General features: G+C 70.5%; 21 protein-coding genes and 1 tRNA gene. 11 read left to right on the top strand and 11 right to left on the bottom strand.

Annotated elements, in window-relative coordinates:
• Nucleotides 1-88 precede the first annotated feature (88 nt).
• Nucleotides 89-1360: a lytic transglycosylase domain-containing protein gene (locus BLT28_RS24480; protein ID WP_052406908.1), complete on the top strand. Its 1272-nt coding sequence runs from the start codon at nt 89-91 to the stop codon at nt 1358-1360.
• A 52-nt stretch (nt 1361-1412) separates the two neighbouring features.
• Nucleotides 1413-2366 carry a Ppx/GppA phosphatase family protein gene (locus BLT28_RS24475; RefSeq protein WP_030427560.1) on the top strand — a complete coding sequence of 318 codons (954 nt, stop codon included), beginning with the start codon at nt 1413-1415 and terminating at the stop codon, nt 2364-2366.
• A 46-nt stretch (nt 2367-2412) separates the two neighbouring features.
• Here BLT28_RS24475 and BLT28_RS24470 read toward each other — a convergent pair whose 3' ends face one another.
• Nucleotides 2413-3912: a S10 family peptidase gene (locus BLT28_RS24470; protein WP_030427561.1), complete on the bottom strand. Its 1500-nt coding sequence runs from the start codon at nt 3910-3912 to the stop codon at nt 2413-2415.
• An 87-nt stretch (nt 3913-3999) separates the two neighbouring features.
• Here BLT28_RS24470 and BLT28_RS24465 point away from each other — a divergent pair, with 87 nt between their 5' ends.
• The 4 genes from BLT28_RS24465 to BLT28_RS24450 all read left to right on the top strand — a co-directional run bounded on the left by BLT28_RS24465 (nt 4000) and on the right by BLT28_RS24450 (nt 7939).
• Nucleotides 4000-4716, top strand: a complete 717-nt coding sequence (locus tag BLT28_RS24465) for a uracil-DNA glycosylase (protein ID WP_211256726.1) — start codon at nt 4000-4002, stop codon at nt 4714-4716.
• 243 nt (nt 4717-4959) lie between these two features.
• On the top strand, nt 4960-6285 hold the full coding sequence (locus tag BLT28_RS24460) for an NAD(P)/FAD-dependent oxidoreductase (RefSeq protein WP_030427563.1): 1326 nt from the start codon (nt 4960-4962) through the stop codon (nt 6283-6285).
• 319 nt (nt 6286-6604) lie between these two features.
• On the top strand, nt 6605-7750 hold the full coding sequence (locus BLT28_RS24455) for an ATP-grasp domain-containing protein (protein ID WP_231950404.1): 1146 nt from the start codon (nt 6605-6607) through the stop codon (nt 7748-7750).
• 111 nt (nt 7751-7861) lie between these two features.
• Nucleotides 7862-7939 (top strand) — tRNA-Leu (locus tag BLT28_RS24450).
• Nucleotides 7940-8193: 254 nt separating this feature from the next.
• On the opposite strand, the gene pqqB is transcribed toward BLT28_RS24450, so the two are convergent.
• The 5 genes from pqqB to pqqA form a co-directional block, all read right to left on the bottom strand.
• Nucleotides 8194-9114: a pyrroloquinoline quinone biosynthesis protein PqqB gene (gene pqqB / locus BLT28_RS24445; protein ID WP_030427565.1), complete on the bottom strand. Its 921-nt coding sequence runs from the start codon at nt 9112-9114 to the stop codon at nt 8194-8196.
• Complete coding sequence (pqqE, locus tag BLT28_RS24440; protein ID WP_081900037.1) at nt 9111-10256, bottom strand: pyrroloquinoline quinone biosynthesis protein PqqE; 1146 nt, start codon at nt 10254-10256, stop codon at nt 9111-9113. The genes pqqB and pqqE overlap by 4 nt, the downstream gene beginning before the upstream one ends.
• The gene (gene pqqD, locus BLT28_RS24435; protein ID WP_030427567.1) at nt 10256-10522 is read right to left on the bottom strand and encodes a pyrroloquinoline quinone biosynthesis peptide chaperone PqqD; all 267 of its coding nucleotides are present in this window, start codon (nt 10520-10522) and stop codon (nt 10256-10258) included. Before pqqD ends, pqqE begins: the two co-directional genes overlap by 1 nt.
• The gene (gene pqqC, locus BLT28_RS24430; protein ID WP_211256727.1) at nt 10509-11198 is read right to left on the bottom strand and encodes a pyrroloquinoline-quinone synthase PqqC; all 690 of its coding nucleotides are present in this window, start codon (nt 11196-11198) and stop codon (nt 10509-10511) included. Before pqqC ends, pqqD begins: the two co-directional genes overlap by 14 nt.
• 114 nt (nt 11199-11312) lie before the next feature.
• Nucleotides 11313-11405 carry a pyrroloquinoline quinone precursor peptide PqqA gene (pqqA, locus tag BLT28_RS40425; RefSeq protein WP_231950403.1) on the bottom strand — a complete coding sequence of 31 codons (93 nt, stop codon included), beginning with the start codon at nt 11403-11405 and terminating at the stop codon, nt 11313-11315.
• Nucleotides 11406-11627: 222 nt separating this feature from the next.
• Between pqqA and BLT28_RS24420 the strand changes: the two genes are divergently transcribed.
• Complete coding sequence (locus BLT28_RS24420) at nt 11628-12629, top strand: PQQ-dependent sugar dehydrogenase (protein ID WP_052406909.1); 1002 nt, start codon at nt 11628-11630, stop codon at nt 12627-12629.
• Between the two features lie 45 nt (nt 12630-12674).
• Here BLT28_RS24420 and BLT28_RS24415 read toward each other — a convergent pair whose 3' ends face one another.
• Entirely contained in the window at nt 12675-13421 is a 747-nt protein-coding gene (locus BLT28_RS24415; protein ID WP_052406910.1) for a class F sortase, read from the bottom strand.
• A complete protein-coding gene (locus BLT28_RS24410; protein WP_030427572.1) occupies nt 13421-14845 on the bottom strand; it encodes a collagen binding domain-containing protein in 1425 nt (474 codons plus the stop codon). Before BLT28_RS24410 ends, BLT28_RS24415 begins: the two co-directional genes overlap by 1 nt.
• Before the next feature lie 389 nt (nt 14846-15234).
• Here BLT28_RS24410 and BLT28_RS24405 point away from each other — a divergent pair, with 389 nt between their 5' ends.
• Nucleotides 15235-16017: a Bax inhibitor-1/YccA family protein gene (locus BLT28_RS24405; RefSeq protein ID WP_030427573.1), complete on the top strand. Its 783-nt coding sequence runs from the start codon at nt 15235-15237 to the stop codon at nt 16015-16017.
• 105 nt (nt 16018-16122) lie between these two features.
• Here the strand turns inward: BLT28_RS24405 and BLT28_RS24400 are convergent, their stop codons facing one another.
• The 3 genes from BLT28_RS24400 to BLT28_RS24390 form a co-directional block, all read right to left on the bottom strand.
• Complete coding sequence (locus tag BLT28_RS24400; RefSeq protein WP_030427574.1) at nt 16123-16440, bottom strand: hypothetical protein; 318 nt, start codon at nt 16438-16440, stop codon at nt 16123-16125.
• Between the two features lie 65 nt (nt 16441-16505).
• Nucleotides 16506-17726 carry an acetyl-CoA C-acetyltransferase gene (locus tag BLT28_RS24395; RefSeq protein ID WP_030427575.1) on the bottom strand — a complete coding sequence of 407 codons (1221 nt, stop codon included), beginning with the start codon at nt 17724-17726 and terminating at the stop codon, nt 16506-16508.
• A gap of 53 nt (nt 17727-17779) precedes the next feature.
• Nucleotides 17780-18712: an SGNH/GDSL hydrolase family protein gene (locus BLT28_RS24390; RefSeq protein WP_043810248.1), complete on the bottom strand. Its 933-nt coding sequence runs from the start codon at nt 18710-18712 to the stop codon at nt 17780-17782.
• A gap of 245 nt (nt 18713-18957) precedes the next feature.
• On the opposite strand from BLT28_RS24390, the gene BLT28_RS24385 reads away from it, so the two are divergent.
• From BLT28_RS24385 to BLT28_RS24375, 3 genes are all read left to right on the top strand, one after another.
• Nucleotides 18958-20328: a cystathionine beta-synthase gene (locus tag BLT28_RS24385; RefSeq protein ID WP_030427577.1), complete on the top strand. Its 1371-nt coding sequence runs from the start codon at nt 18958-18960 to the stop codon at nt 20326-20328.
• Between the two features lie 113 nt (nt 20329-20441).
• A complete protein-coding gene (locus BLT28_RS24380; protein ID WP_030427578.1) occupies nt 20442-21653 on the top strand; it encodes a hypothetical protein in 1212 nt (403 codons plus the stop codon).
• A 91-nt stretch (nt 21654-21744) separates the two neighbouring features.
• The gene (locus BLT28_RS24375; RefSeq protein WP_156050536.1) at nt 21745-22299 is read left to right on the top strand and encodes a hypothetical protein; all 555 of its coding nucleotides are present in this window, start codon (nt 21745-21747) and stop codon (nt 22297-22299) included.
• Nucleotides 22300-22327: the final 28 nt, after the last annotated feature.

The raw sequence follows: 22327 nt of genomic DNA, 5'->3' as shown, positions 1-22327 counted from the left end.
TGAGATAACGAAGACGCCTCAACAACCGACCTACTTGTAGGTACGGTGGGCCCGCGGGTACGCGACGACTCTGAGGAGAGGGTGCTTGGTGGAAGCCTCCAACGCGCCGCTCGGGCGGACCGCCCTCCGCAAGGCTCGTCGGCGCCGCGTGCTGAGGAACAAGGCCAGGCGCATGGCCGCCGCGGCCACCGCGACGGCCGCGCTCGTCATCCCGCCCGCGCTCGCCGGAGTGGCCGGGCTCAGCACGCTCCCGGGCACCGGCTCGGAGGACCGGGACGCCACCTACGCCTTCGGCGACCTGCTCACCAAGCTCCGCGGCTACCCCGGAGACCTCGGCGCGGGGGGTCACCTCGCGCAGAACGACACCATCAGCCCCACGCTGCTCGACGCGCTCCGCGATCCCGGTCAGCTCAGCGACGACCCGTTCGCCGAGTTGCCCGAGGGCGGCACGCTCGGCATCCCCGGCACGGTGCTCGACGCCTACATGCGCGCCGACCGCACGCTCCAGGCCACGATGCCCGGCTGCGGGCTGCACTGGTCGGTCCTGGCGGGTATCGGCCGCATCGAGTCCCGGCACGCGAACTCCGCGGTGGACCTGCGCGGCAACACCATCGGCCGCATCCTCGGCCCGGTCCTCAACGGCGCCCCCGGCATGGCGGCGATCGCCGACACCGACGGCGGCAGGCTCGACGGGGACACCGCGTGGGACCGCGCGGTCGGCCCGATGCAGTTCATCCCCAGCACCTGGGCGCTCTACGCGGCCGACGGCGACAGCGACGGGACCAGCAACCCGCACAACGTCTACGACGCCGCTCTGGCCAGTGGCAAGTACCTCTGCGCGGGCGGGCTGAACCTGCTCGACCCGGGCCAGCTCGTCCAGGCGGTGTTCCGCTACAACCACTCCAACGTCTACGTGCAGAAGGTGCTGCTCTGGGCGGCGGCGTACGCGACCGGTGTGAACCCGTTGCCCACCAACCCGGTTCCGCTGGACGTGCTGGCGCAGGGCGCCCCGCCGGTGCCCAACCCCGCGCCGCAGCCCCCGCCCGGGCCGGACCCCACCGTGCCGCCGCCGAACCCGGACCCGACCAGCCAGCAGCCGACCACGACGTCGGTCACGCCGACCAACCCGTGGACGACCACCTCGGCCAAACCGATCCCGACCACGTCCTCGTCGCGGCCGATCACCACCACGACGCCGTCCTGCACGACGACGACCACCCCGACGAGCACGACCACGACCACGACGCCGCCGAAGCCGACCACATCGACGTCGGTGCCCAGCACCAGTCCCTGCGTCACGCCGGGCGCCCCGACGTCGAAGGCCGAGCCCGGACCGGCGAAGACCTCGACGCCGCGCTGAGCCGCTGCCGCTACGGTTGGGCCGGGAGTCCGCCCACCGTAGGAGGTCTGGCATGCCACGGGTCGCAGCGATCGACTGTGGAACCAACTCGATCCGGCTGCTCGTCGCCGATGTGACCGTGCGCGAGGACGGCAGCCGCTGGCTGCGCGACGTGCACCGCGAGATGCGGATCGTCCGGCTGGGCCAGGGGGTCGACGCGACCGGGCTGCTCGCGCCCGAGGCGATCGAGCGGACCAGGGCCGCGCTGGCCGACTACACCACGGTGCTGCGCCGCAAGGGTGCCGAGCGGGTGCGGATGACCGCGACCTCGGCGACCAGGGACGCGGGCAACCGCGAGGACTTCTTCGGCATGGTGCGCGCCACCCTCGGCGCGGAGGCCGAGGTGATCAGCGGCGACGAGGAGGCCAGGCTGTCCTTCACCGGCGCGGTCGGCGACCTCGAACCGGAGGACGGCCCGTTCGTGGTGACCGACATCGGCGGCGGCTCCACCGAGGTCGTCGTCGGCACCTGGGACGGCGTGCGCGCGGAGATCACTGCGGCGCGCTCCGTCGACGTGGGCTGCGTCCGGATCACCGAGCGGTGTCTGCACGACGACCCGCCGACCGCCGACCAGCGCGCGGAGGCGGAGCGCGTGGTCGCCGAGATCCTGGCCGAGGCCTTCGACGCGGTGGACGTGCGCGCGGCCCGCACCTGGGTCGGCGTCGCGGGCACCATCACCACGATCTCGGCCGTGGCGCAGGAGCTGCCGGAGTACGACTCGGAGCGCGTGCACCTGCACCGCATGCCGGTGGACACCGTGCACCAGGTCTCCGACCGCCTGCTCGCGATGACGCACGACGAGCGCGCCGCGCTGGGGCCGATGCACCCCGGCCGGGTCGACGTGATCAACGGCGGGGCGCTCGTGCTGCGTTCCCTCGCCGACGAGTTCGCCAAGCGCGCGGGCATCACCGAACTGATCGCCAGCGAGCACGACATCCTCGACGGGATCGCGCTCTCGCTCGCGTGATGCGGAGCGGCCGTTCGCGGGCGCTGGGCCCGCGAACGGCACGGCGTCAGCGGTTCGAGGCGGCCTTCACGAAGGCGGCCAGGTCCTTGGACTGCTGGATGCGCGAGGGCTCGTGGACGTACATCATGTGTCCGGCCTCGTAGTACTTCACTTCGATGTTGTCGCGCAGCTCCGCGGGAATCTGGAGCTGAGCGAACACCTGCTCCGCGGCGAAGTACGGCGTCGCACCGTCGTGGTAGCCCGAAGCCACGTGCACCTTGAGGAACGGGTTGGCGCGCATCGCTTCCGCGAGCTTCCCCGCCACGCTGACGTGGCGGTTCTCGAACTCCTTGTAGGACCAGGGGTGCACGCGCCGCGACAGGATCTCGTAGGGCAGGTCGTTGGCGTAGCCGAGCTCGGTGCGCACGTAGTGGTTCAGCGCCGCGGCGTAGGGGCCCGTGATCGCCGTCATCGACGGGTCGCTGGCGAAGGCCTCGACCCCGCCGTCGCGCTCCCAGCCGGTGAACCGGCCGTCCAGCCTGCCGACCACGAGCCCGCGCGAGCGCAGCAGCTCCGTGTAGAAGCGGACGTGTTCGATGCGCAGGTTCACGCGGTCCACGTAGTCGGTGGAGAGGCCGGTCAGCGACGCCACCTTCCGCACCGCCTCGGCGCGCTCCTCCTCGGTCAGCCGCGCTCCGCGGCCGAGAGCCCACAGGAAGTCGTGCGCGGCGTACTCCTCGGCTTCCGCGAGCACGTCCGCCAGCGGCCGATCACCGTGCAGGCCGTGGTAGTGCGCGATCGCCGCGTACGTCGGCAGGAACAGCGCGTAGGGCTGGTCGTTGCCGGGGGTGAACCGGATCGAGCCCATGTCCAGCACGCTGGAGATCAGCATGAGCCCGTTGAGGTACATGCCGAACCGCGTCTGCAGGTGCTCCGCGAGCCCCGCCGCGCGCAGCGTGCCGTACGACTCGCCCGCGAGGAACTTCGGCGACATCCACCGGCCGTTGCGCGAGGTCCACAGGCGGATCACCTCGGCGACCGTCTCCAGGTCGCCGGTATAGCCGTGGTGGTCACCCGGCTTCTCACCGGTCGTCGCGCGCGAGTAGCCCGTGGACACCGGGTCGATGAACACCAGGTCGCTGTGCGCCAACAGGGTTTCGGCGTTGTCGGTGAGACCGTAGGGCGGCGGGACCAGCTCACCCGCGTCCCCGCTCAGCACGCGCTTGGGGCCGAGGACGCCCATGTGCAGCCAGACGCTCGACGAGCCCGGACCACCGTTGAACGCGAACGTCACCGGGCGGTCGGTCGAGCCGCCGTCCACGGTGTAGGAGGTGAAGAAGACCTCGGCCTTGGGCTTGTGACCGTCGAAGGTGCCGTCGGTGTGCACCTCCTTGCGGAGCACGACGCGCCCGGCGGTCGCGGTGTAGTTCAGCTTGCGGCGCTTGATGGTCAGGGCGTGCCGTGTGGTCACCAGGTCGTCGACGGGCTCAACGGGCCGAGACGGGGTCTCGGTGTCGAGCTCCTTGTCGCTGGCGCCCTTCGGCTCCTTTGCGTCTTTCTCTGGCATGACGCGACCTTAGCTGGGGTCGCCGGGACTGTTAGTTGAACTCCGCAACTGCTTTGTCCTTCCGTTACGTGGGGCACCCTGATCGGCGTGGACCTCGAAGCCCTCGACGCGGCGGTGATCTCCTGCCGCGCCTGCCCGCGACTGGTCGCCTGGCGCGAGGAGGTCGCGGTGGTCAAACGCGCCGCCTTCCGCGACCAGGAGTACTGGGGCCGTCCCGTGCCCGGCTTCGGCCCCGCCGGCGCCGCACTGGGGATCGTCGGCCTCGCCCCGGCCGCGCACGGCGCGAACCGCACCGGCCGCATGTTCACCGGCGACCGCTCCGGAGAGGTCCTGTTCGCGGCCATGCACGCCGTCGGCCTCGCCAACCAGGCCCAGGCGACCCATCCCGACACCGGGCTGCTCGACGACCGCCTCCGGCTCATCGGAACGCGCATCACCTCCCCCGTGCGCTGCGCGCCGCCGGAGAACATGCCGACTCCCCAGGAACGCGACAACTGCCGCCGCTGGCTCTGCGCCGAACTCCGCCTGCTCCGCCCGACCCTGCGCGCCGTGGTCGTCCTCGGCGCGTTCGGCTGGCAGGCGCTGTTGCCCGTCCTGGCGTCCTCCTCGTGGGCCGTGCCCGTGCCCCGTCCCAAGTTCGGACATGGCGTGCGCGTCGACCTCCCCGCCACCGACGACGGCCCTCCGCTGGCCTTGTTCGGCTGTTACCACGTCAGCCAGCGCAACACCATGTCCGGCCGCCTGACCCCCGCGATGGTCGAAGCCGTCCTCTCCGCCGCGAAGCACGCCGCAGGCCTCACCTAGCAAGCCGGGTCCGCACATCCACGGGTCCTCGGGGCGCTTCAACGCACCGAACGACTCATTCAGGTCAGTGACAGCGGGTGGTCGGGTGATCACGGCGTGGTGGACCGATTCAGTTGACAGGTCCACACGGGCGTGTGCCGCTGACCACGTTCGCGGGGCGACCTGGGGTTTCGTCCTCCGCTGAGTGCCAGAACACGTGCGATTTGTCCGGCGTTCGCGCCATGCGGGTGCGACCATTCGTGTATGGCTGCTGTGAGGTCTCAACCCACTCGCATTCTGGTCGTCGGCGGCGGTTACGTCGGCATGTACACCGCGCTGCGGCTGCAGTCCAAGCTGAAAGCCGGGGAAGCCTCGGTCACCGTGGTCGACCCCCAGCCGCACATGACCTACCAGCCCTTCCTCCCCGAGGCGGCCGCTGGTTCCATCGAGCCCCGGCACGTCGTGGTCCCGCTGCGCAAGGCGCTCAAGCGCTGCCACGTGCTGACCGGCCGGGTCACCAAGATCAGCCACGCGGACAAGGTGGCCACCGTCGAGCTGCCGGACGGCCACGTCGAGGAGCTGGGCTACGACGTGCTCGTCTCCGCGCTCGGCTCGGTCGCCAGGACGCTGCCGATCCCCGGCCTGGCCGAGCGGGGCATCGGCTTCAAGACCGTGGGCGAGGCGATCCTGCTGCGCAACCACGTGCTCTCGCGGATGGACCTCGCCGCGACCACCGTCGACCCCGAGCTGCGCCGCAGGCTGCTGACCTTCGTGGTCATCGGCGGCGGGTACGCGGGCATCGAGGCGCTGGCCGAGCTCGAGGACATGTCGCGCTACGCGACCCGCTACTACGAGAACATCAAGCCCGAGGACATGCGCTGGGTGCTGGTCGAGGCGACCGGCCGGGTCATGCCCGAGGTCAGCCCGCGGATGGGCGTCTACACCGTGGAGCGGCTGGCCGAGCGGGGGATCCAGGTCTACCTGGACACCCGGGTGAAGAGCATGGTCGACGGGCACGTGGTGCTCGACGACGGGACCGAGTTCGACTCGGAGACGATCATCTGGACCGCCGGGGTGAAGGCCAACCCGGTGCTGGAGAACACCGACCTGCCCAGGGACGCGCGCGGGCGGGTGCGCTGCACCTCCACTACCCAGATCGAGGGACTGCGCGACGCGTGGTCGGCCGGGGACTGCGCCGCCGTCCCGGACCTCGCCAAGATCGAGCAGGACCCGCAGGCCACCTGCAGCCCGTCGGCCCAGCACGCGGTGCGGCAGGCGCGGCAGATGGCCGACAACATCGTCGCGGTGCTGCGCGGGAAGCAGCCGAAGCCCTACCGGCACAAGCACGTCGGGTCGGTGGCCAGCCTCGGTCTCTACCGCGGGGTCGCCGAGCTGTTCGGCGTGCGGGTCAAGGGTTTCCCGGCCTGGTTCATCCACCGCACCTACCACATGAGCCGGATGCCGACCTTCAACCGCAAGTTCCGAATCGTTATGGACTGGACCCTGGCGCTGCTGTTCCGGCGCGAGGTGGTCTCGCTCGGTCAGATCAACGACCCCAAGGCGGATTTTGTTCGCGCAGCTAGGAGCTGACTACAGTGCTCGGTACGGCCTGGTAGCGATCTTGTGCGGCGGCCGCGGTCACAGTGGTCCGGACGGCTCGCGTCGACAGCCCGGACAGTGGACGGTAATTTAAGGTTGCCTTGACATTGCGTGAGGTTGAAACCGAGACTACGCGAGGTGCATCACCTGAACGTGTGAGGCATCACACCGGAGAAGAGGTGACCGCTATGTCGATCAAGGAGTTGGCCGCCCTGGTCCGCCAGGGCAGAGCCGACGACAGCGCGCTCGCCGACTACGCCTCGGAGTACGCCAAGGCGCGGAAGGTCTTCCGCAAGAAGGACGACTAGAGATGTCGAGTGTCGGGTGGGAGCAGGAGGGCGCCCTGCTCCCACCCCACCAGCCGGTCGCCGAACCGGCCGCCCCCGCCACCACCTCACCCCGGCCCGCTCCGCTGCTGTTGCAGGGCCAGGACTACTACTACCGGTCCCCGAGCACCTGCCTGGACTTCCAGGAGCGGGTGCACGAGATGGGCCTCGTCGACGACGACGGCGACCCGGTGCCGTGCGTCCTGGTGCTCGCCAGGGCGGCCGACATGGAGATGAACGAGCTCTCCCTGGCACTGGCCGAGCGCGGCATCCGGATGGCCCGCATCGACGCCGACCGCTGCCTCAACCTCGCCCTGACCGTCTACACCGACGCCCCGCTGATCGAGCTCGACCAGCGGCTGCTGCGGCCGATGCTGGTGTGGCGCAGGCACTTCGACCTGACGGCCGTCCCGGTCGACCCGCGCACGATCAACGGCTCGTACTCGGTGGACCAGTGGCGCTCGGTGGCCAACTGGCTCTCCGGCCGCACCGACTGGGAGCACGTGAACCCGACCAGGGCCACCTGCCACCTGGACCGGCTGACCCAGCTCGCCGACGCGCGCTCCTTCGGCTTACGCGTGCCGAGGACCGCCGTGACCACGCAGCCCGGCCGGAGCAGGCCCGGCGGCGGCCAGTGCATCGTCAAGACGGCGGGGCACCACCTGCTCGAACCGCGTCCGGGCGCGCTGCACGGGTTGTTCCCGCGCCCGCTGGACACCAGCAGGGCAGGTGACGTCCCCGAGCCGGCCCCGGTGATCGTGCAGCAGTACGTCTCCGCCGAGGGCGAGCTGCGGGTCTTCGTGGTGGGAGAGAAGCTGATCGCCTACCGGGTGGACAAGCTCGACCCGGCGCAGCTCTGGGTGGACCCGGACGCGGTGACGGTCACCAGGGCGGAGATCCCGGACACGCTCGCCCAGCGGCTGCGCGCGCTGGCCCGGCACTGGCGGGTCCAGGTCGCCGCGTTCGACCTGCTGGTGACCGGCTCGGAGCACGTCTTCCTGGAGGTCAACGTCAGCTGCGACTGGCGTTGGTTCGAGCACCGGGCGGGCAGCCCGGACGTCTCCGAGGCGGTGCACGAGTGGGTCGCGACGCGGTTCGCCGAACTCCGGGCGGCCAGAGGCGCGCGCTGACCGCGGCTACCGCCGGATGGCCGGTGCGGCGCGTTACAGAAATTGGGCCTCATGGGCGACTTGTCACGTACGGCTCCCACAAAGCGGGGTCGACCGCTTAGGCTGCCCGCTGCCCCCGTAGCCCAATCGGTAGAGGCAGGCCCCTTAAAAGGGTCACAGGTGTCGGTTCGAATCCGTCCGGGGGCACCATCGAGACGTCGGTCCGAACGTGCGGACCAAGATCGTCCAGAACCCTAGCAGGATCCCTTCTTCGCTGGTCAGCGCCGTCTTTTCGGGGTCACTGCACGTAGCATCCGGGGCCTGTAGTTGATCTTGCTAGTGCACTCGTTCGTGCGCGCCGAACACGGATCGTGAGCCCGGTTCGCGTGCCCGGCGCATCCGCCGGTTCGGCAACCGTCGAACAGTGTGGCGCCGATCCGACCGGGTGATCTCGATCACGGTGCTCAGAGTTCGAAGGTGGTTCCGTCCCGCGGCACCTCGACGCCCGCGGCCGCCAGCTCCGCGTGCTCCGGCGAACCCTTGTCCAGCACCGGGTTGGTGTTGTTCAGATGGGTGTAGATCCGCCGTACCCGGGGATGGGCCCGCAGCAGCTCCAGGCTGCCGCCGGGGCCGCTGATCGGGATGTGCCCCATGGACTTCTGCTCCCCGCCGCCGACCGCGCTCCCGGTCGCGCCGGGCATCTCCCCGGCCGAGTGGAAGGTGCCGTCCAGGATGAGGCAGTCCACGCCCGCGACCAGCTCGTCGAAGCCCTCGGGCCAGGACGCCAGGCACGGCGCGTACAGCAGCGTTCCGCCGGTCGCCGGGTCGCTGATCCGGTACGCGCACACCCAGTGCCCCTCGGCGGCGGAGTCGGCCGCGTAGCGCGGGCGCTTGCCGCTCACCGGGATCGCGGTCACCAGCAGGCGTTCGCCACCGGGCTCGGTGATCTCGAACTCCGCGCCGGGCTCGGCGATCTCCCAGTCCCACTGCCGGTAGCGCGCCACCACCCCGCGCACGCCGAAATCGTGCTCCAGGGCGTGTGCGACCGCCGGAGGCGCCCACACGCGCAGCCCGCCGCCTTCGCGCAGCATCACCAGGCCGAGCGCGTGGTCCAGCTCCGCGTCGGTCAACAGGACTCCGCGGAGCGGGGTGTCGCGCGGACCGGGGCCGGGCGTGAAGTCGGGGGAGGCCACGATCTGCGCGCGGATGTCGGGGGAGGCGTTGACCAGGAACCAGCCGCGGCCGGTCGGGCTCACCGCGATGCAGTCCTGGGTGCGCGGGCGGACGCCGGCCGCACGGCCCCGACACGCGGCGCACATCCGGCAGGCGCAGTTCCACTGGGGAAAGCCACCACCGGCGGCCGTCCCGAGCAGGGTGACCCTCAACGGAACCTCCCGGTGGTAGGGGCTCGCATGGACAGTTCCACGTCCACAGGAGCAATGCTCGACCCCGCAAGCGGGTCCTCGGCAGGTTGCTCGGCAAGGATGTCGTCCACCAAGCCGCGGTTCGGCGAGAGCGAGCAGACCGGGTCGGTGGCCGCGGCGTCCCCGGTCAGCAGGAAGGCCTGGCAGCGGCAGCCGCCGAAGTCGGTCTCCTTGCGGGGGCAGCTCCGGCAGGGTTCGCTCATCCAGTCCGTTCCGCGGAAGGCGTTGAAGGACGTGGAGGAGTACCAGATCTCCGCGAGCGGTGTGTCCACGACGGAGGACAGTTCGAGCGTCGTGATCGCGGTGGCGGCGGGGCAGGGGAGCACCGTGCCGTCCGGGGCGACGGTGAGCTGCCGCGCACCCCAGCCGTGCATGCAGGGCTTCGGGTGCGCGTCGGCGTAGTCGGCCACCACGTACACGATCTGCATCCTGCCCGCGAGCCTTTCGGTTGCCTCGCGCACGATCGGCTCCGCCGCGTCGAGCTGTTCCCGCGTCGGCATCAACGCCGTCCGGTTCCGCAGCGCCCAGCCGTAGTACTGGGTGTTGGCGAGTTCGAGCCGTTCCGCGCCGAGCTGTTCCGCCATGGCGATGAGTTCGGCGATCTCGCCGTGGTTCCGCCGGTGCAGCACGGTGTTCACCGTCAGCGGCACCCCCACCTCGGCGACCGCCTCGGCGGCGATGAGCTTGTGCTTGAACACCCGCGCGCCCGCGATGGCGTTGTTGCTGGTCTCCGAGGCGCCCTGGAGCGAGAGCTGCACGTGGTCGATGCCGCGCTCGACGAGATCGGCCAGGCGCGGGGTGGTCAGGCCGACGCCCGAGGTCACCAGGTTCACGTAGCAGCCGAGGTCCCTGGCGTGGCTGACGATCTCGGGGAGGTCGTTGCGCGCCAACGGTTCCCCGCCGGACAGGTGCACCTGCAACACACCGAGGTCGCGGGCCTGGTCCAGTACCGAGAACCACTGTTCGGTGCTCAGTTCTTGTTGCCGCGCGATGAGCTCCAGGGGATTGGAGCAGTACGGGCAGTGCAACGGGCAGCGATGGGTCAGCTCGGCGAGCAGGCCGAGGGGAGCCGCGGCGTGAGGCATCTGTGTCGTTTCGGACATCAGGCTACCTCCACCACGTGCCGTTCCACGAAGCGCGCCACCACGTTCTGGACGTCCTCGATCCGAACTCCCCGGTAGGTCTTGGACAGCGCGGCGACGATCTCCGCGACGCTGCGTTCACCGTCGCAGAGTTCGAGCACCGCCACCGCGGTCGCGTTGGGCATGACCACGCCCTCCGGGAACAACAGCACGTGCGTCCGCCGCACCTTGTCGAAGCCCAGCCGCACTCCGCGTCGCAACCGTGGTCGTTGCTCAGCTCTGATCACGTTGTGCCCCAGCGAGTTCCAGCGCGTCGAGGATGCTCCACAGCACATCGCACTTGAAGGACAGCGCCTTGATCGCGAGGTCCTGCTGCTCGCGGGTCACGCTGTGCTTCACCACCAGGTCCAGGGTCTGCTTGCCCTCGCCGGAGACCGCGTCGATCCGGGTGGTGAAGTACGCCAGGTCCGCGCGGTCGATCCAGTCGTAGTTCGCCAGCATGTCGGTGACCCGGCGCCGCATGAGGTGTCCGGAGAACATCTCGGTCAGCCCGGAGGCGACCGCCTCGACCCAGGGCTTGCGCCTGGCGAAGTCCACGTAGGCGTCCACGGCGAAGCGCACCCCGGGCAGCACGTGCCGCTGGTCCAGCACCTCGTCCCGGCTCAGCCCGACCGCCTCGCACAGCCGCAGCCACTTCTCCGCGCCGCCCTCGCCGTCGGTGACCCCGTCGTGGTAGACGATGCGGTCCACCCACAGCCGCCTGACCTCGGGCAACGGGCAGTTGGAAATGATCGCGGCGTCTTTCTGCGGCAGCACGCACTGGTAGTACCAACGGTTCGCCGCCCACCGCCGCAACTCGTCCCGGCTCAGTTCACCCGAATGCAGTCTGCGGTGAAATGGATGTGACCCCCAGTATCGCGGAGCCAGTCCGCGTAATGCGGTTACGAATTCTTCTTCTGTCAACAGCTCAGTGTCCACCGAACTCTCCGCCCACAATAAAACCGTGCGCGGCGACCAGACCGCCGCCAGTTCGGATCGCCGCGCACGGCGTTTGAGCCAATCACGCACCCGGGGCGCTCATGCGCGCGCCGCGTAGGCGGTGACCTCCATCGGAGTGTCGTACTCGGTGAAGTCGGGCATGACCCACTCAAGGTGTTCGGTGTTCTCCACGACCACTCCCGTCGATCAACTTCACATGGTGGACATCACAACCGTAGTTCGGTCGGACGCCGAACGCCAGCCCCTTGACGGACCCTTCGGAAACTACCTTTACCTCTTGACTGGCTCCTCCGGCTAGCGCTTACCTGATTAACCGGATTCACATTGAAGTTTATGTACCTGAATCCGTCCCTGCGCAATCCGCGCGGCTGGTGAGGCTAGCGAGGAGAGGTAATGAACCAGAGGATTGGAGCGCGTCGCGGCGTGGTCGTGGGCTCGGTGGCGGCCCTCACCGCGCTCGGGACGCTCTCGGCGGGCAACGCCGCCGCGGACGTGGAACCGAGGACGATCACCGAGATCACCAGCGGCCTGAGCCAGGCATGGGGGCTGGACTTCCTGCCCGACGGCAGCGCGCTGTTCACCGAGAAGAACAAGGCGCGCATCCGCAAGCTGGACAAGGCGGGCGCGGTCACCACCGTGCAGACGATTCCCGGCGTGTCGATCTCGAACGAGGGCGGGCTGCTCGGCATCGCGGTGTCGCCGAACTACGCCGCCGACCAGACCGTGTTCATCTACTACACGGCCGCCAACGACAACCGGATCGCCAAGCTCAAGCTGGGCCAGACCCCGCAGCCGATCCTCACCGGCATTCCCAGGGGTGCCGAGAACCACCAGGGCGGCAGGCTGGAGTTCGGCCCGGACGGCCACCTCTACGCCGGTACCGGTGACGCCCAGAAGGGGTCGAACTCGCAGAGCGACACCTCGCTGGCGGGCAAGGTGCTGCGGATGACCGTGGACGGCAAGCCCGCTCCCGGCAACCCGAAGCCCGGCTCCGTGGTCTACGCCAAGGGTTTCCGCAACGTCCAGGGCCTGGCGTGGGTGGACAAGCAGCTCTACGTCAGCGATATCGGCGCCAGCTACCGCGACGAGCTGAACAAGGTCGACGCAGGGAAGAACTACGGCTGGCCGACCTGCGAGGGCAGCTGCAGCACCGCGGGCATGACCAACCCGGTGCAGTCGTGGCCGACCTCCTTGGCGACGCCGAGCGGGCTGGAGTACTACAAGGGCAGCCTGTACATGGCCTCGCTCAAGGGCGGAACGTACAAGCTGACCACCAGCGGGGCCGGGTCGAAGCTGTACACCAGCCTCGGCAGGACCCGCGCCGTCGAGGCGGCGCCGGACGGCTCGCTCTACGTGATGACGCCGAGCGAGATCCACCGCGCCGACGGCAACTGATCGCGCGAACGCGGGCCGGAGTCCACTGTGGACTCCGGCCCGTCGTCACACCTGGGGCGTCGCCACCACGATGCGGTTCTCGTTGTAGCCGAGATCGCCGCCCACCCAGCGCCCTCCGCAGGTCACCAGCACCAGCCGGTGCGGCCCCTGCTGGGAGAACAGCCGCTCCGCGGAGTCGGGCAGCTCGTTCTTGTGCAGCGTGATGATCTCGCTGATCCTGTAGCGGAACACCTTGCTGTCGGAGTCGGAGACCGTGACGTCCTGGCCCTGCTCGGCCTTCCACAGCTCGTTGAACGGCCCGACGGCACCGCGGAAGTTCACGTGCCCGGCCAGCAGTGTCGCCCCGATCGGCGCGCCGAGGCCCGCGCCCCACCACGTCGCCTCACGGACGCCCTCCGGCACCGGAAGGGTCGCGTCGGGCCCGACCTCCTTGCGCACCAACGTCGCCGTGCCGCCACCGGGTAACCGCACGGTGCCCGGTTTCTGCCCGGACGACGGTTCCGGAGCGGTCGGCGGGGGCGGTGCCGGGGCGCTCACCACACCGCCGGGCAGGCCCCAGCGGCGCACGCTGGTCGTCGAATCGCTCAGGTCCGTCCCCGGCAGCAGCTGCACCGGTGGTCGCGCCGGGGAGTTCACCGCGTCCACCGCCTCGCCGGTCACCGAGGTCCGCAGGTCCAGCCCGGCGATGCCCATCCCGACCGCGACCGCGGCGACCACGAACAGGCCGATGCCGGCCTTGGTGCGCGGACCTCGGCCGGACCAGCTCGGGTAGAGGGCCTGTTCCTTCGCCATCACCGGCGCGCGCCCCTCCTGCGCCACACCAGCAGGCCGAGCGCGCCCGCGGTGGCGCCGAGCACGCCCGCCGCGACCAGCGCGTGGGTGTTCACGCTGCTCGTGGTGGCACCGCTGACCAGGGCCAGATCACCGAGGTCACCGGCGGGGATGGTCTTCGGCACGGTGATCTTCGGGGTGTTCGGCTTGTTGGTCAGGGTCAGCGCGAGCGTCGCCCCGGGCGTCAGCTTGCCGCACACGCTCGGCGGCGCAGCGGGGTCGAAGCCCTCCTCGTAGCCGGGAGCGGGGGCCACCTCGATGAGGCACGCCTCCTGGGGCGTCTTCAGGTCGGCGATGGTCACCACACCATCCTGCCCGGTCTGCAGCACCGCGGGCTTGCCGTCCGCGCCGACGAGCTTCGAGCCGTCCTGCTTGACCAGAGCCGAGGTCTTGTCGGCCGCGGTCACCCGCAGCGCCACCCCGGCGACGCCCTTGGCGGTCGCCGCGTCGACCTTGCTGAGCTTGACGATGCCCGGCGCGGTGCGGGCCTTGGCCTCCGATTCGGCCTTCGCGGTGCTCTGCCCGCCGGTGGTGATGATCTGCTGCGCCTTCGGGTTGGACGGGATCAGCAGCACCGGGTCAGCGTTCGGGTTCTCCACCGAGGCGCTCAGCTTCGGCGCCTCGCCGGTCGGGGTGAGCGCGATGCTCAGCGGCTTGCCGTCCTCCGGGGTCCGGACGGCTTCCCCGCCGCCCAGCGTCCCGTCGGTGGCCGCCAGCTTCACCGGGACGTCGCCGACCGGCTTGCCCGTCGCGGAAACCACGGTCAGCTGCCACTTGCCCGCCTTGCCGATGATCTGGTCGTCCTTCGGCGCGGTCAGCTCGACCTTCCACGGCCCGAAGTGCGCGTCGGCGTCCTCGCGCAACGCCCGCACGGAGGTCCTGGCCTCCTCGGTGAGCCGGTCGAAGTGGAACTTCTCGTCGTAGCCGACGGTGTCGAAGGCGTTGGCGGGGTCGAGCCTGCCCGGATCGGTGGTGCCCGAGGTCCACACGTGCAGCACGTGCGCGAGCGCGGCGGCCTCGTGCGCGGCGGTGGTGTCCTGGTAGCGCAGCAGCAGGTAGGAGATCTTCGCCGCGACGTCCTTGCCGAGCGGTTCGCCCCACTTGTTCGTCAGCGGGCCCGTCGCCTGCGTGTACTCGACGTCGTCGGCGGGCACGGTGAGCCCGAAGCGCACGCACCAGACCTGCTTGCCGCGCCAGTCGTAGGACCCGAGCCAGTCCTTCGGCTCCGGGTTGTTCTTGTAGGGCTGGGCGTCGGTGTGCTGTCCCAGCTTCTCTCCGGACGCGCCCGCGACCGCGGGCAGTGCCAGCGATCCGGCGATGGTGAGCAGTGCGCCCGCGGTGATTCCCGCGAGCAGCCTGCGGTGGCCCAGCCGTTGGCCAGACATACGGCTCCTCGGTTGATCTTGATGCCGATCATGGTGTACGGCACCCGCGACGATGGTTTCGGCGCCCCCGGATCGGTCACAAGCCACCGTCGGGGCGACAACCGGAGGAGGACAACGTGCGCGTTGCGTTGGTGAATTAGCACATTCGGTCTAATTCGCTGGTGCACCCGGTCGTATCAAGATCCACGAACGGTCGCTGGAGATCGTCACGTACCGCCGGTATGTGGTGCAGCAGACATCGAAGAATAAAGATCGGCACCGATTGACCGAACCCCGGGGTGCCGCCGGGGCGCCAAGAGTAAAGTCGCCTTTAACCGTCCCGGGAACCCCAGCGCGTCGACCGACGTTGTACTCGGCGGACGGTGTGAACACGTTCCTGGAGGACTGAGGTGCGCACTTCGAGCAACCCGGCGTTCCGCAACCTGCCGAGCAGCGGCGGATACGCCTCGTTCCAGCACGGCGGTCAGGCCGCCGGCTACGACCCCTACCCGTCGGCGCCCCCCACCGCCGAACGGCCGATCACCGTCGACGACGTGGTCCTGAAGACCACGGCGGCACTGGGCACCGTGATCCTCGCCGGTGTTCTGACGGCGATGAGCGGGCCCGCGATGTACGCGCTCGCGCTGCCCGCCGCCCTCGTGGGCATCGGCATCGCGATCTTCATGTGCTTCCGCCCCAAGCCGAGCGCGGCCCTGACGCTGATCTACTCCGCTGCCCAGGGTGTCGTCCTCGGTGCCCTCACCGGGCTGTTCGAGTCGATCCCGCAGCTGCAGGGCATCGGTGTGCAGGCCATCATCGGCACGGCCGCGGTGTTCATCGGCATGCTGATCGTCTACAAGACGGGCGCCATCCGGGTCACCCCGCGACTGACCAAGATGGTCGTCGCCGGTGTGATCGGCGCCGGTGTGCTGATGCTGGCCAACCTGCTCGTGGGCTTCTTCGTCCCGGGCGGCCTGGGCCTGCGCAGCGGCTGGATGGGCATCGGCATCGGTCTGCTGTTCATCGTGATCGCGGCGTTCACCCTGCTGCTGGAGTTCGACCAGGCCGACGAGATGGTCCGCGCCGGCTACCCGGCCAAGTGGGCCTGGTTCACCGCCTTCGGGCTGGTGGCCTCGCTGGTGTGGCTCTACGTCGAGATCCTGCGCCTGCTGGCCCTGCTCCGCGAGGAATAAGGCACCCGCACGACGCGCGGAACGGCCCCGGTCACCTCGACCGGGGCCGTTCCGCTGTCCGGAGTTCGCCGGACTTGAAGGCCGGCGTACCTCGGTGGGTTCAGATCACTTGTGGCACTGGATGAACTCGCGCCCGTTGATCGTGATGGGGCCGTTCCTGCCGCACACGCCGAGGTCGTGGTGGCCGCCGGTGCCCGTGATCGCGGTGCACGAGATGCCGACGCGGCTGGCGCCACCGCCCGCCCGCTGGTACTCCTGCCCGGCGGCGGCGCACTGCAGGCAGGTGCGGTACACGCCCACGTGCGTGCTGTGCCAGGTCTCACCGCAGCCCGGGATCGCGGCCGCCGAGGCGGGAGCGAGGACGGAGGCCGCGAGCAGGGTGCCGCCGAGGACGCCTGCGAAGGCGTGCTTCCTGGAGATCATCCGGCGAGTATCCGGCGGGACGCCGTGCCCCGCCCGTCGTTGCAGGCTGGCGTGAAACCGCGAGGTCAGCTCAGGCGCTCCAGCACCATCGCCATGCCCTGGCCGCCGCCGACGCACATCGTCTCCAGGCCGAACTGCTTGTCGTGGAAGCGCAGCGAGTTGATCAGCGTGGTGGTGATCCTGGCCCCGGTCATGCCGAACGGGTGGCCGACCGCGATCGCCCCGCCGTTGACGTTGAGCCGGTCCAGGTCGACGCCCAGTTCCCGGTAGGACGGGATGACCTGGGCCGCGAACGCCTCGTTGATCTCGACGAGGTCGATGTCGCCGACGGACAGGCCCGCCAGCGCCAGCGCCCGCCTGGACGCCTCGACCGGGCCGAGGCCCATGATCTCGGGGGAGAGCCCGGAGACGCCGGTCGAGACGATCCTGGCCAGCGGGGTGATGCCCAGCTGCCGCGCCTTGGTGTCGCTCATGATCACCAGGGCCGCGGCGCCGTCGTTGAGCGGGCAGCAGTTGCCCGCGGTGACGCGGCCGTCCGGGCGGAACACCGGCTTGAGCGTCGAGGTCTTCTCGTAGGTGACCCCGGCGCGCGGGCCGTCGTCGGCGCTGACCACGGTGCCGTCCGGCGTGGTCACCGGGGTGATCTCCCTGGCCCAGAAGCCGTTGGCGATCGCCTGCTCGGCCAGGTTCTGCGAGCGGACACCGAAGTGGTCCATCTCCTCCCGGCTCACGCCCTTGAGCAGCGCGAGGTTCTCCGCGGTCTGGCCCATCGCGATGTAGATGTCGGGGACCGCGCCGTCCTCGCGCGGGTCGTGCCACTCGCTCGCTCCACTCTCGGCGACGCGCTGCGTGCGGGCCTCGGCCTCGGCGAAGACCGGGTTGTGCGTGTCCGGCCAGGCGTCGGAGTTGCCCTTGGCGAAGCGCGAGACCATCTCGACGCCCGCGCTGATGAACACATCGCCCTCGCCCGCCTTGATCGCGTGCAGCGCCATCCGCGTTGTCTGCAGGCTGGAGGCGCAGTAGCGGGTCACCGTGCAGCCGGGCAGGTGGTCGTGGCCGAGCAGCACCGAGACCACGCGCCCCAGGTTGAAGCCCTGCTCGCCGCCGGGCAGGCCGCAGCCCAGCATCAGGTCGTCGATCTCGCGCGGGTCCAGCTGCGGGACCTGGCCCAGCGCCGCGGTGATCACCTGCGCCGTCAGGTCGTCGGGGCGGACGTCGACCAGCGAGCCCTTGCCCGCACGGCCGATGGGGGAACGAGCGGCGGCGACGATCACGGCTTCTGGCATCGCGGGACTCCTTCGTCCGAGTGGCTCCAGCTCGACATTACTCGCCGGTAACCCTAGTTGTGGCGGTGCGAGCGCTTGATCCGCGCCGCCTCGATCCGCGCGGCGATCCGCCTGCTCGGCCGCATCGCCTCCGCCGCGGCCGACCGGGTCGGCGGATCGGCTATCGGTCCGCCCTGCCACACGCCGATGGCACTGCACAGCGCGGGCAGCAGCACTTCGACGGAGATCTGGTACCCGGCCGCGGAGGGGTGGAAGCGGTCGGCGCTGAACAGCTCGGCCGGGCGGGTCAGGAACTCCGGCGAGAGAAGGTCGGCGAGCGGGACCGGGACGCCACCGGCCTTCTCGATCGCGCGGTGCTGCATCTTGGCCAGCAGCAGGCTCCACGAGCGCACCAACGAGCGCAGCGGTTGCGGGATCGGCCGCACCGCGCCCAGGTCCGGGCAGGTCCCGGCGACCACCGCGGCCCCGGCCGCGCGCAGCCTGCCGACGTGCTTCTCCAGCAGCGCCGCCGAGGTCCTGATCGGGATCTGGGTGGTCACGTCGTTGCCGCCGATGATCACCAGCGCCAGGTCGGGCGGCCGCCGCAGCGCCAGGTCCACCTGCCCTTCCAGGTCCCGGCTGGTCGAGCCGCTGACCGCGTAGGTGGTCAGCCGGACCGGCAGCTCCGACTCCTCGGCGAGCGCCTTGGCCAGCAGCACGGCGGGCAGCTCGGCCGCGGTCTCCACGCCGAGCCCGGCGGCGATCGAGTCGCCGATCATCGCGAAGGACAACGGCGTCTCCGGCACCGCGGGATCGTCCGGCGCCAGCGGTCCCTCGCCGGTCGGCAGGTACACCCCGTCCGCCCGCGGCGGAGGCGCCTCGGGCAGGCCGATGATCCGCCGCGCCCGCCGCGACTGCTCGTTCAACAGGCTGTACACGGCGCCGGAGAGCCCACCGAGGGCTCCGGCGGCCGCCGCCGCGATCCGCAGCGCGCGCAGACCAGCCACTGCCGGGTACCTCCCTCCGCCGGCCGCCGTCGACCATCGCTGGACGAGTATCGGCCGACTCCCCCAGAAGACGCAGAACTCGCCTCCGATTGTTCCGCATGGGGGGTTGAACGGGGCACCCGTCGGCCACGACCGCCCATACCGGACTTCGCGCTGGTGGTGGCTGCGACTACCCTCGGCACGCCACAGGCCGCACGGGTGGGCACCTCCCCGCGGTCGCGCAGACAGCTGAGAGGGAAGCACCGGTGGAGTACGCCGAACACATTGTCGACCTCGTGGGCAACACCCCGCTGGTCAAGCTGAACTCGCTGGCCGAGGGCCTGGCACCGACCGTGCTGGCCAAGGTCGAGTACTTCAACCCCGGCGGCAGCGTGAAGGACCGCATCGCGCTGCGCATGGTCGAGGCGGCGGAGCGCTCCGGCGAGCTGCGCCCCGGCGGCACCATCGTGGAGCCCACCTCCGGCAACACCGGTGTCGGTCTCGCGCTCGTCGCCCAGCGCAAGGGCTACAAGTGCGTGTTCGTCTGCCCGGACAAGGTCAGCGAGGACAAGCGCAACGTCCTCAAGGCCTACGGCGCCGAGGTCGTGGTGTGCCCGACCGCGGTCGCGCCCGAGCACCCGGACTCCTACTACAACGTCTCCGACCGGCTGGTCCGCGAGATCCCCGGCGCCTGGAAGCCCAACCAGTACGCCAACCCGGAGAACCCGGAGAGCCACTACCACTCCACCGGCCCGGAGCTGTGGCGGCAGACCGAAGGCAGGATCACCCACTTCGTCGCGGGCATCGGCACCGGCGGCACCATCTCCGGGACCGGTCGCTACCTCAAGGAGATCTCCGGCGGCAAGGTCAAGATCATCGGTGCCGACCCGGAGGGCTCGGTCTACTCCGGCGGCACCGGCCGCCCGTACCTGGTCGAGGGCGTCGGCGAGGACTTCTGGCCGACCACCTACGACCGCGAGATCTGCGACGAGATCGTGGCGATCTCCGACGGCGACTCCTTCGACGTGACCCGGCGCCTCGCCCGCGAGGAGGGCCTGCTGGTCGGCGGCTCCTGCGGGATGGCGGCGGCCGCCGCGCTCCGGGTGGCCGCGGGGCTCGGGCCGGAGGCCGTCGTCGTCGTGCTGCTGCCGGACGGCGGGCGCGGCTACCTGTCCAAGGTGTTCAACGACTCCTGGATGTCCTCCTACGGCTTCCTGCCGCCGGACCAGAACAGCCACACCGTCGGGGATGTGCTGCGCCGCAAGGACGGCACCCTCCCCGAGCTCGTGCACGCACACCCCAACGAGACCGTCGCCGACGCCATCGCGGTGCTCAGGGAGTTCGGTGTCTCCCAGATGCCCGTGGTGAACGCCGAACCGCCGATCATGGCGGCCGAGGTCTCCGGAGCGCTCAACGAGCGCGATCTGCTCGACGCGTTGTTCACCGGGAACGCCCAGCTGACCGACCGCGTCGAACAGCACATGTCCCCGCCGCTGCCGACCATCGGCGCCGGTGAGGCCATCAGCACCGCGATGAAGGCACTGTCCGATGCGGACGGGGCGATGGTGCTGGAGGATGGCAAACCGGCAGGCGTGGTGACCCGGCAGGACGTGCTGGGTTTCCTCGCCGGCCGTTGACCGTGAAGATCGACACAATCCGACCACAGCCACTGCGCCTCTGGTCCGTTCGGAGCATCCGCTAGCGTTGCCGCACACGGACTTACCGGCCAGGCCAAGGGGGTAGGAACCCGATGACCGCTCCTCAGCCGCCCGACAACACCAACCAGGGCGGCCAGCAGGCACCAGGCGAGAACAACAAGGACAAGGGAGGGGCCGCGGCGGAGCAGCAGACACCGTCCACGGCGGGAGATCTCCCGACGACAACGCATGGCGCCGGCCAGGAGGGCGCGCAGGGGATCAGCTCCGCCCTCGGCGGCGGTGCGGACGCGACCCAGGTGGTCTCCTCGTCCGCCCCGCAGCAGTCGGCGCCCGCCGACGCCTCCGCCGACGCGACCCAGGTGGTCGCGGGAGGTGGCGCCTCCGCGCAGCCGCAGCAGGGTTACGGGCAGCAGCCCGGCGCCCAGCCGCAGCAACCGCAGTGGGGCGCCCAGCAGCCCCAGCAGCAGTGGGGGCAGCAGCCCCCGCAGCAGGCCGGTACTCCCTCGGGCGGCTTCCAGCAGCCCGCGTGGGGTGCCCAGCAGCAGCCCGGCGCGCAGCCGCAGGGCCAGTGGGGCCAGCCGCAGCCCCAGCAGCAGTGGGGTCAGCAGCAGGGCTGGGGCCAGCCGGGTGGCCAGGGTGGTCCGCCGATGCTGCAGATCGCGATGTGGTCCAGCATCGCGGTCGGCGGCTTGTTCACGATCATCGGCATCATCTCGCTGATCAATGCGATCGACGGGCTGTCGGCGCTGAGCAAGCTCCAGAGCGGTCTTGACGATCTGAGCCGTCAGTTCGGCGGGCGCGTTCCCATCCCGAGGTCCAGCACCGGGACCGGCACCATCTACTTCAGCCTGATCCTCGCGATCATCACCTTGCTCGCCTGCGCCGGTACGGCCGCGTTCGCCTGGTTCGCCGGGCAGGGCAAGGAGTGGGCTCGCCTCGCTGCTGGCGGCTCGGCGGCCGGGGTCGTGGTGCTCAGCCTGGTCAGCATGATCGGTGTCGCCTTCGCGCCGCAGTCGATCTTCGGTCTGCTGCTCTTCGGCGGTCTCGCGGCCCTCTGGTTCCTGCCCGCCACGGTGGCCGAGGTCCGGGCGAAGGCCGGGCAGATGCCGCAGCCCGCGCAGGCGGGCTGGGGTCAGCCGCAGGGCCAGTGGGGCCAGCCGCAGCAGGGGCAGCAGCAGTGGGGCCAGCAGGCTCCGCAGCAGCAGCAGCAGTGGGGCCAGCAGGCCCCGCAGCAGCCCCAGCAGCAGTGGGGGCAGCAGCCCGGTCAGCCGGGTCAGCAGCAGGGGTGGCCCGGCCAGCAGTAGGCCGAGCCGTTCCACCAGTTCCATGACGCCAGCCCCCGGTACTTCGCCGGGGGCTGGCGGCGTTTCACCGTCGATCCAAGGGGGGAACTTGGTGACCAGTCCTCATCCGTTCAACCACCAACCCGGACCACCGGGCTACGGGCCGCCGCCGCAGTGGGGTCCGCCGGTGGCTCCGCCGTCCACCGCCATCCTGGGCGTCGCGATGTGGGGCAGCCTGGTGCTGTCGTTGATCAACTGCGGTGGCGCCGCCATCACTGTCGCCAACGTCTCCGGAGGCTACGTCTCGGGGGACGACATCCTGGTCTGGAGCGTGATGATCCTGGTCTTCCTCGCGCTCGGGGTGTTCGCGAGCATCGCGGGCAGCGGCCGGGACTGGGCCAGGGTCGCTTCGGCCGTGCTGCTCACGCTGGTCGTGTTGGCCGAAGTGGCTCTGCTCTTCATCGATCTCGCATTCGCCATGGTCGCGCTGGTTCCCACGTTGTTGCTCGCGGCGATGCTCGCGGTGATCTGGTGGCTGCCCGGCACCGCCGCGGCGGTCCGGGTCAAGGCGGCGCGAAAGATGCCGTCCGGGCCGCCGGGGTGGGGCCCGCCGCCGCAGCCGCCGTCCCAGCAGTGGGGGCCGCAGCGGGGATGGCCCGGCTTGTAGCGGGACCGGACACCGGCCCTCGGCGCCG

It is taken from the genome of Allokutzneria albata (genome assembly GCF_900103775.1).
GTDB lineage: Bacteria > Actinomycetota > Actinomycetes > Mycobacteriales > Pseudonocardiaceae > Allokutzneria > Allokutzneria albata.
This window is presented reverse-complemented; position numbering and strand designations above follow the sequence as displayed.

What these genes read in the sequence shown, in the direction of transcription:
- BLT28_RS24475 (WP_030427560.1), top strand. Translation starts at nt 1,413, where the DNA reads ATGCCACGGGTCGCAGCGATCGACTGTGGAACCAACTCGATCCGGCTG.
- BLT28_RS24470 (WP_030427561.1), bottom strand. Translation starts at nt 3,912, where the DNA reads ATGCCAGAGAAAGACGCAAAGGAGCCGAAGGGCGCCAGCGACAAGGAG.
- BLT28_RS24460 (WP_030427563.1), top strand. Translation starts at nt 4,960, where the DNA reads ATGGCTGCTGTGAGGTCTCAACCCACTCGCATTCTGGTCGTCGGCGGC.
- BLT28_RS24455 (WP_231950404.1), top strand. Translation starts at nt 6,605, where the DNA reads ATGTCGAGTGTCGGGTGGGAGCAGGAGGGCGCCCTGCTCCCACCCCAC.
- pqqE (WP_081900037.1), bottom strand. Translation starts at nt 10,256, where the DNA reads ATGTCCGAAACGACACAGATGCCTCACGCCGCGGCTCCCCTCGGCCTG.
- BLT28_RS24420 (WP_052406909.1), top strand. Translation starts at nt 11,628, where the DNA reads ATGAACCAGAGGATTGGAGCGCGTCGCGGCGTGGTCGTGGGCTCGGTG.
- BLT28_RS24415 (WP_052406910.1), bottom strand. Translation starts at nt 13,421, where the DNA reads ATGGCGAAGGAACAGGCCCTCTACCCGAGCTGGTCCGGCCGAGGTCCG.
- BLT28_RS24410 (WP_030427572.1), bottom strand. Translation starts at nt 14,845, where the DNA reads ATGTCTGGCCAACGGCTGGGCCACCGCAGGCTGCTCGCGGGAATCACC.
- BLT28_RS24400 (WP_030427574.1), bottom strand. Translation starts at nt 16,440, where the DNA reads ATGATCTCCAGGAAGCACGCCTTCGCAGGCGTCCTCGGCGGCACCCTG.
- BLT28_RS24395 (WP_030427575.1), bottom strand. Translation starts at nt 17,726, where the DNA reads ATGCCAGAAGCCGTGATCGTCGCCGCCGCTCGTTCCCCCATCGGCCGT.
- BLT28_RS24380 (WP_030427578.1), top strand. Translation starts at nt 20,442, where the DNA reads ATGACCGCTCCTCAGCCGCCCGACAACACCAACCAGGGCGGCCAGCAG.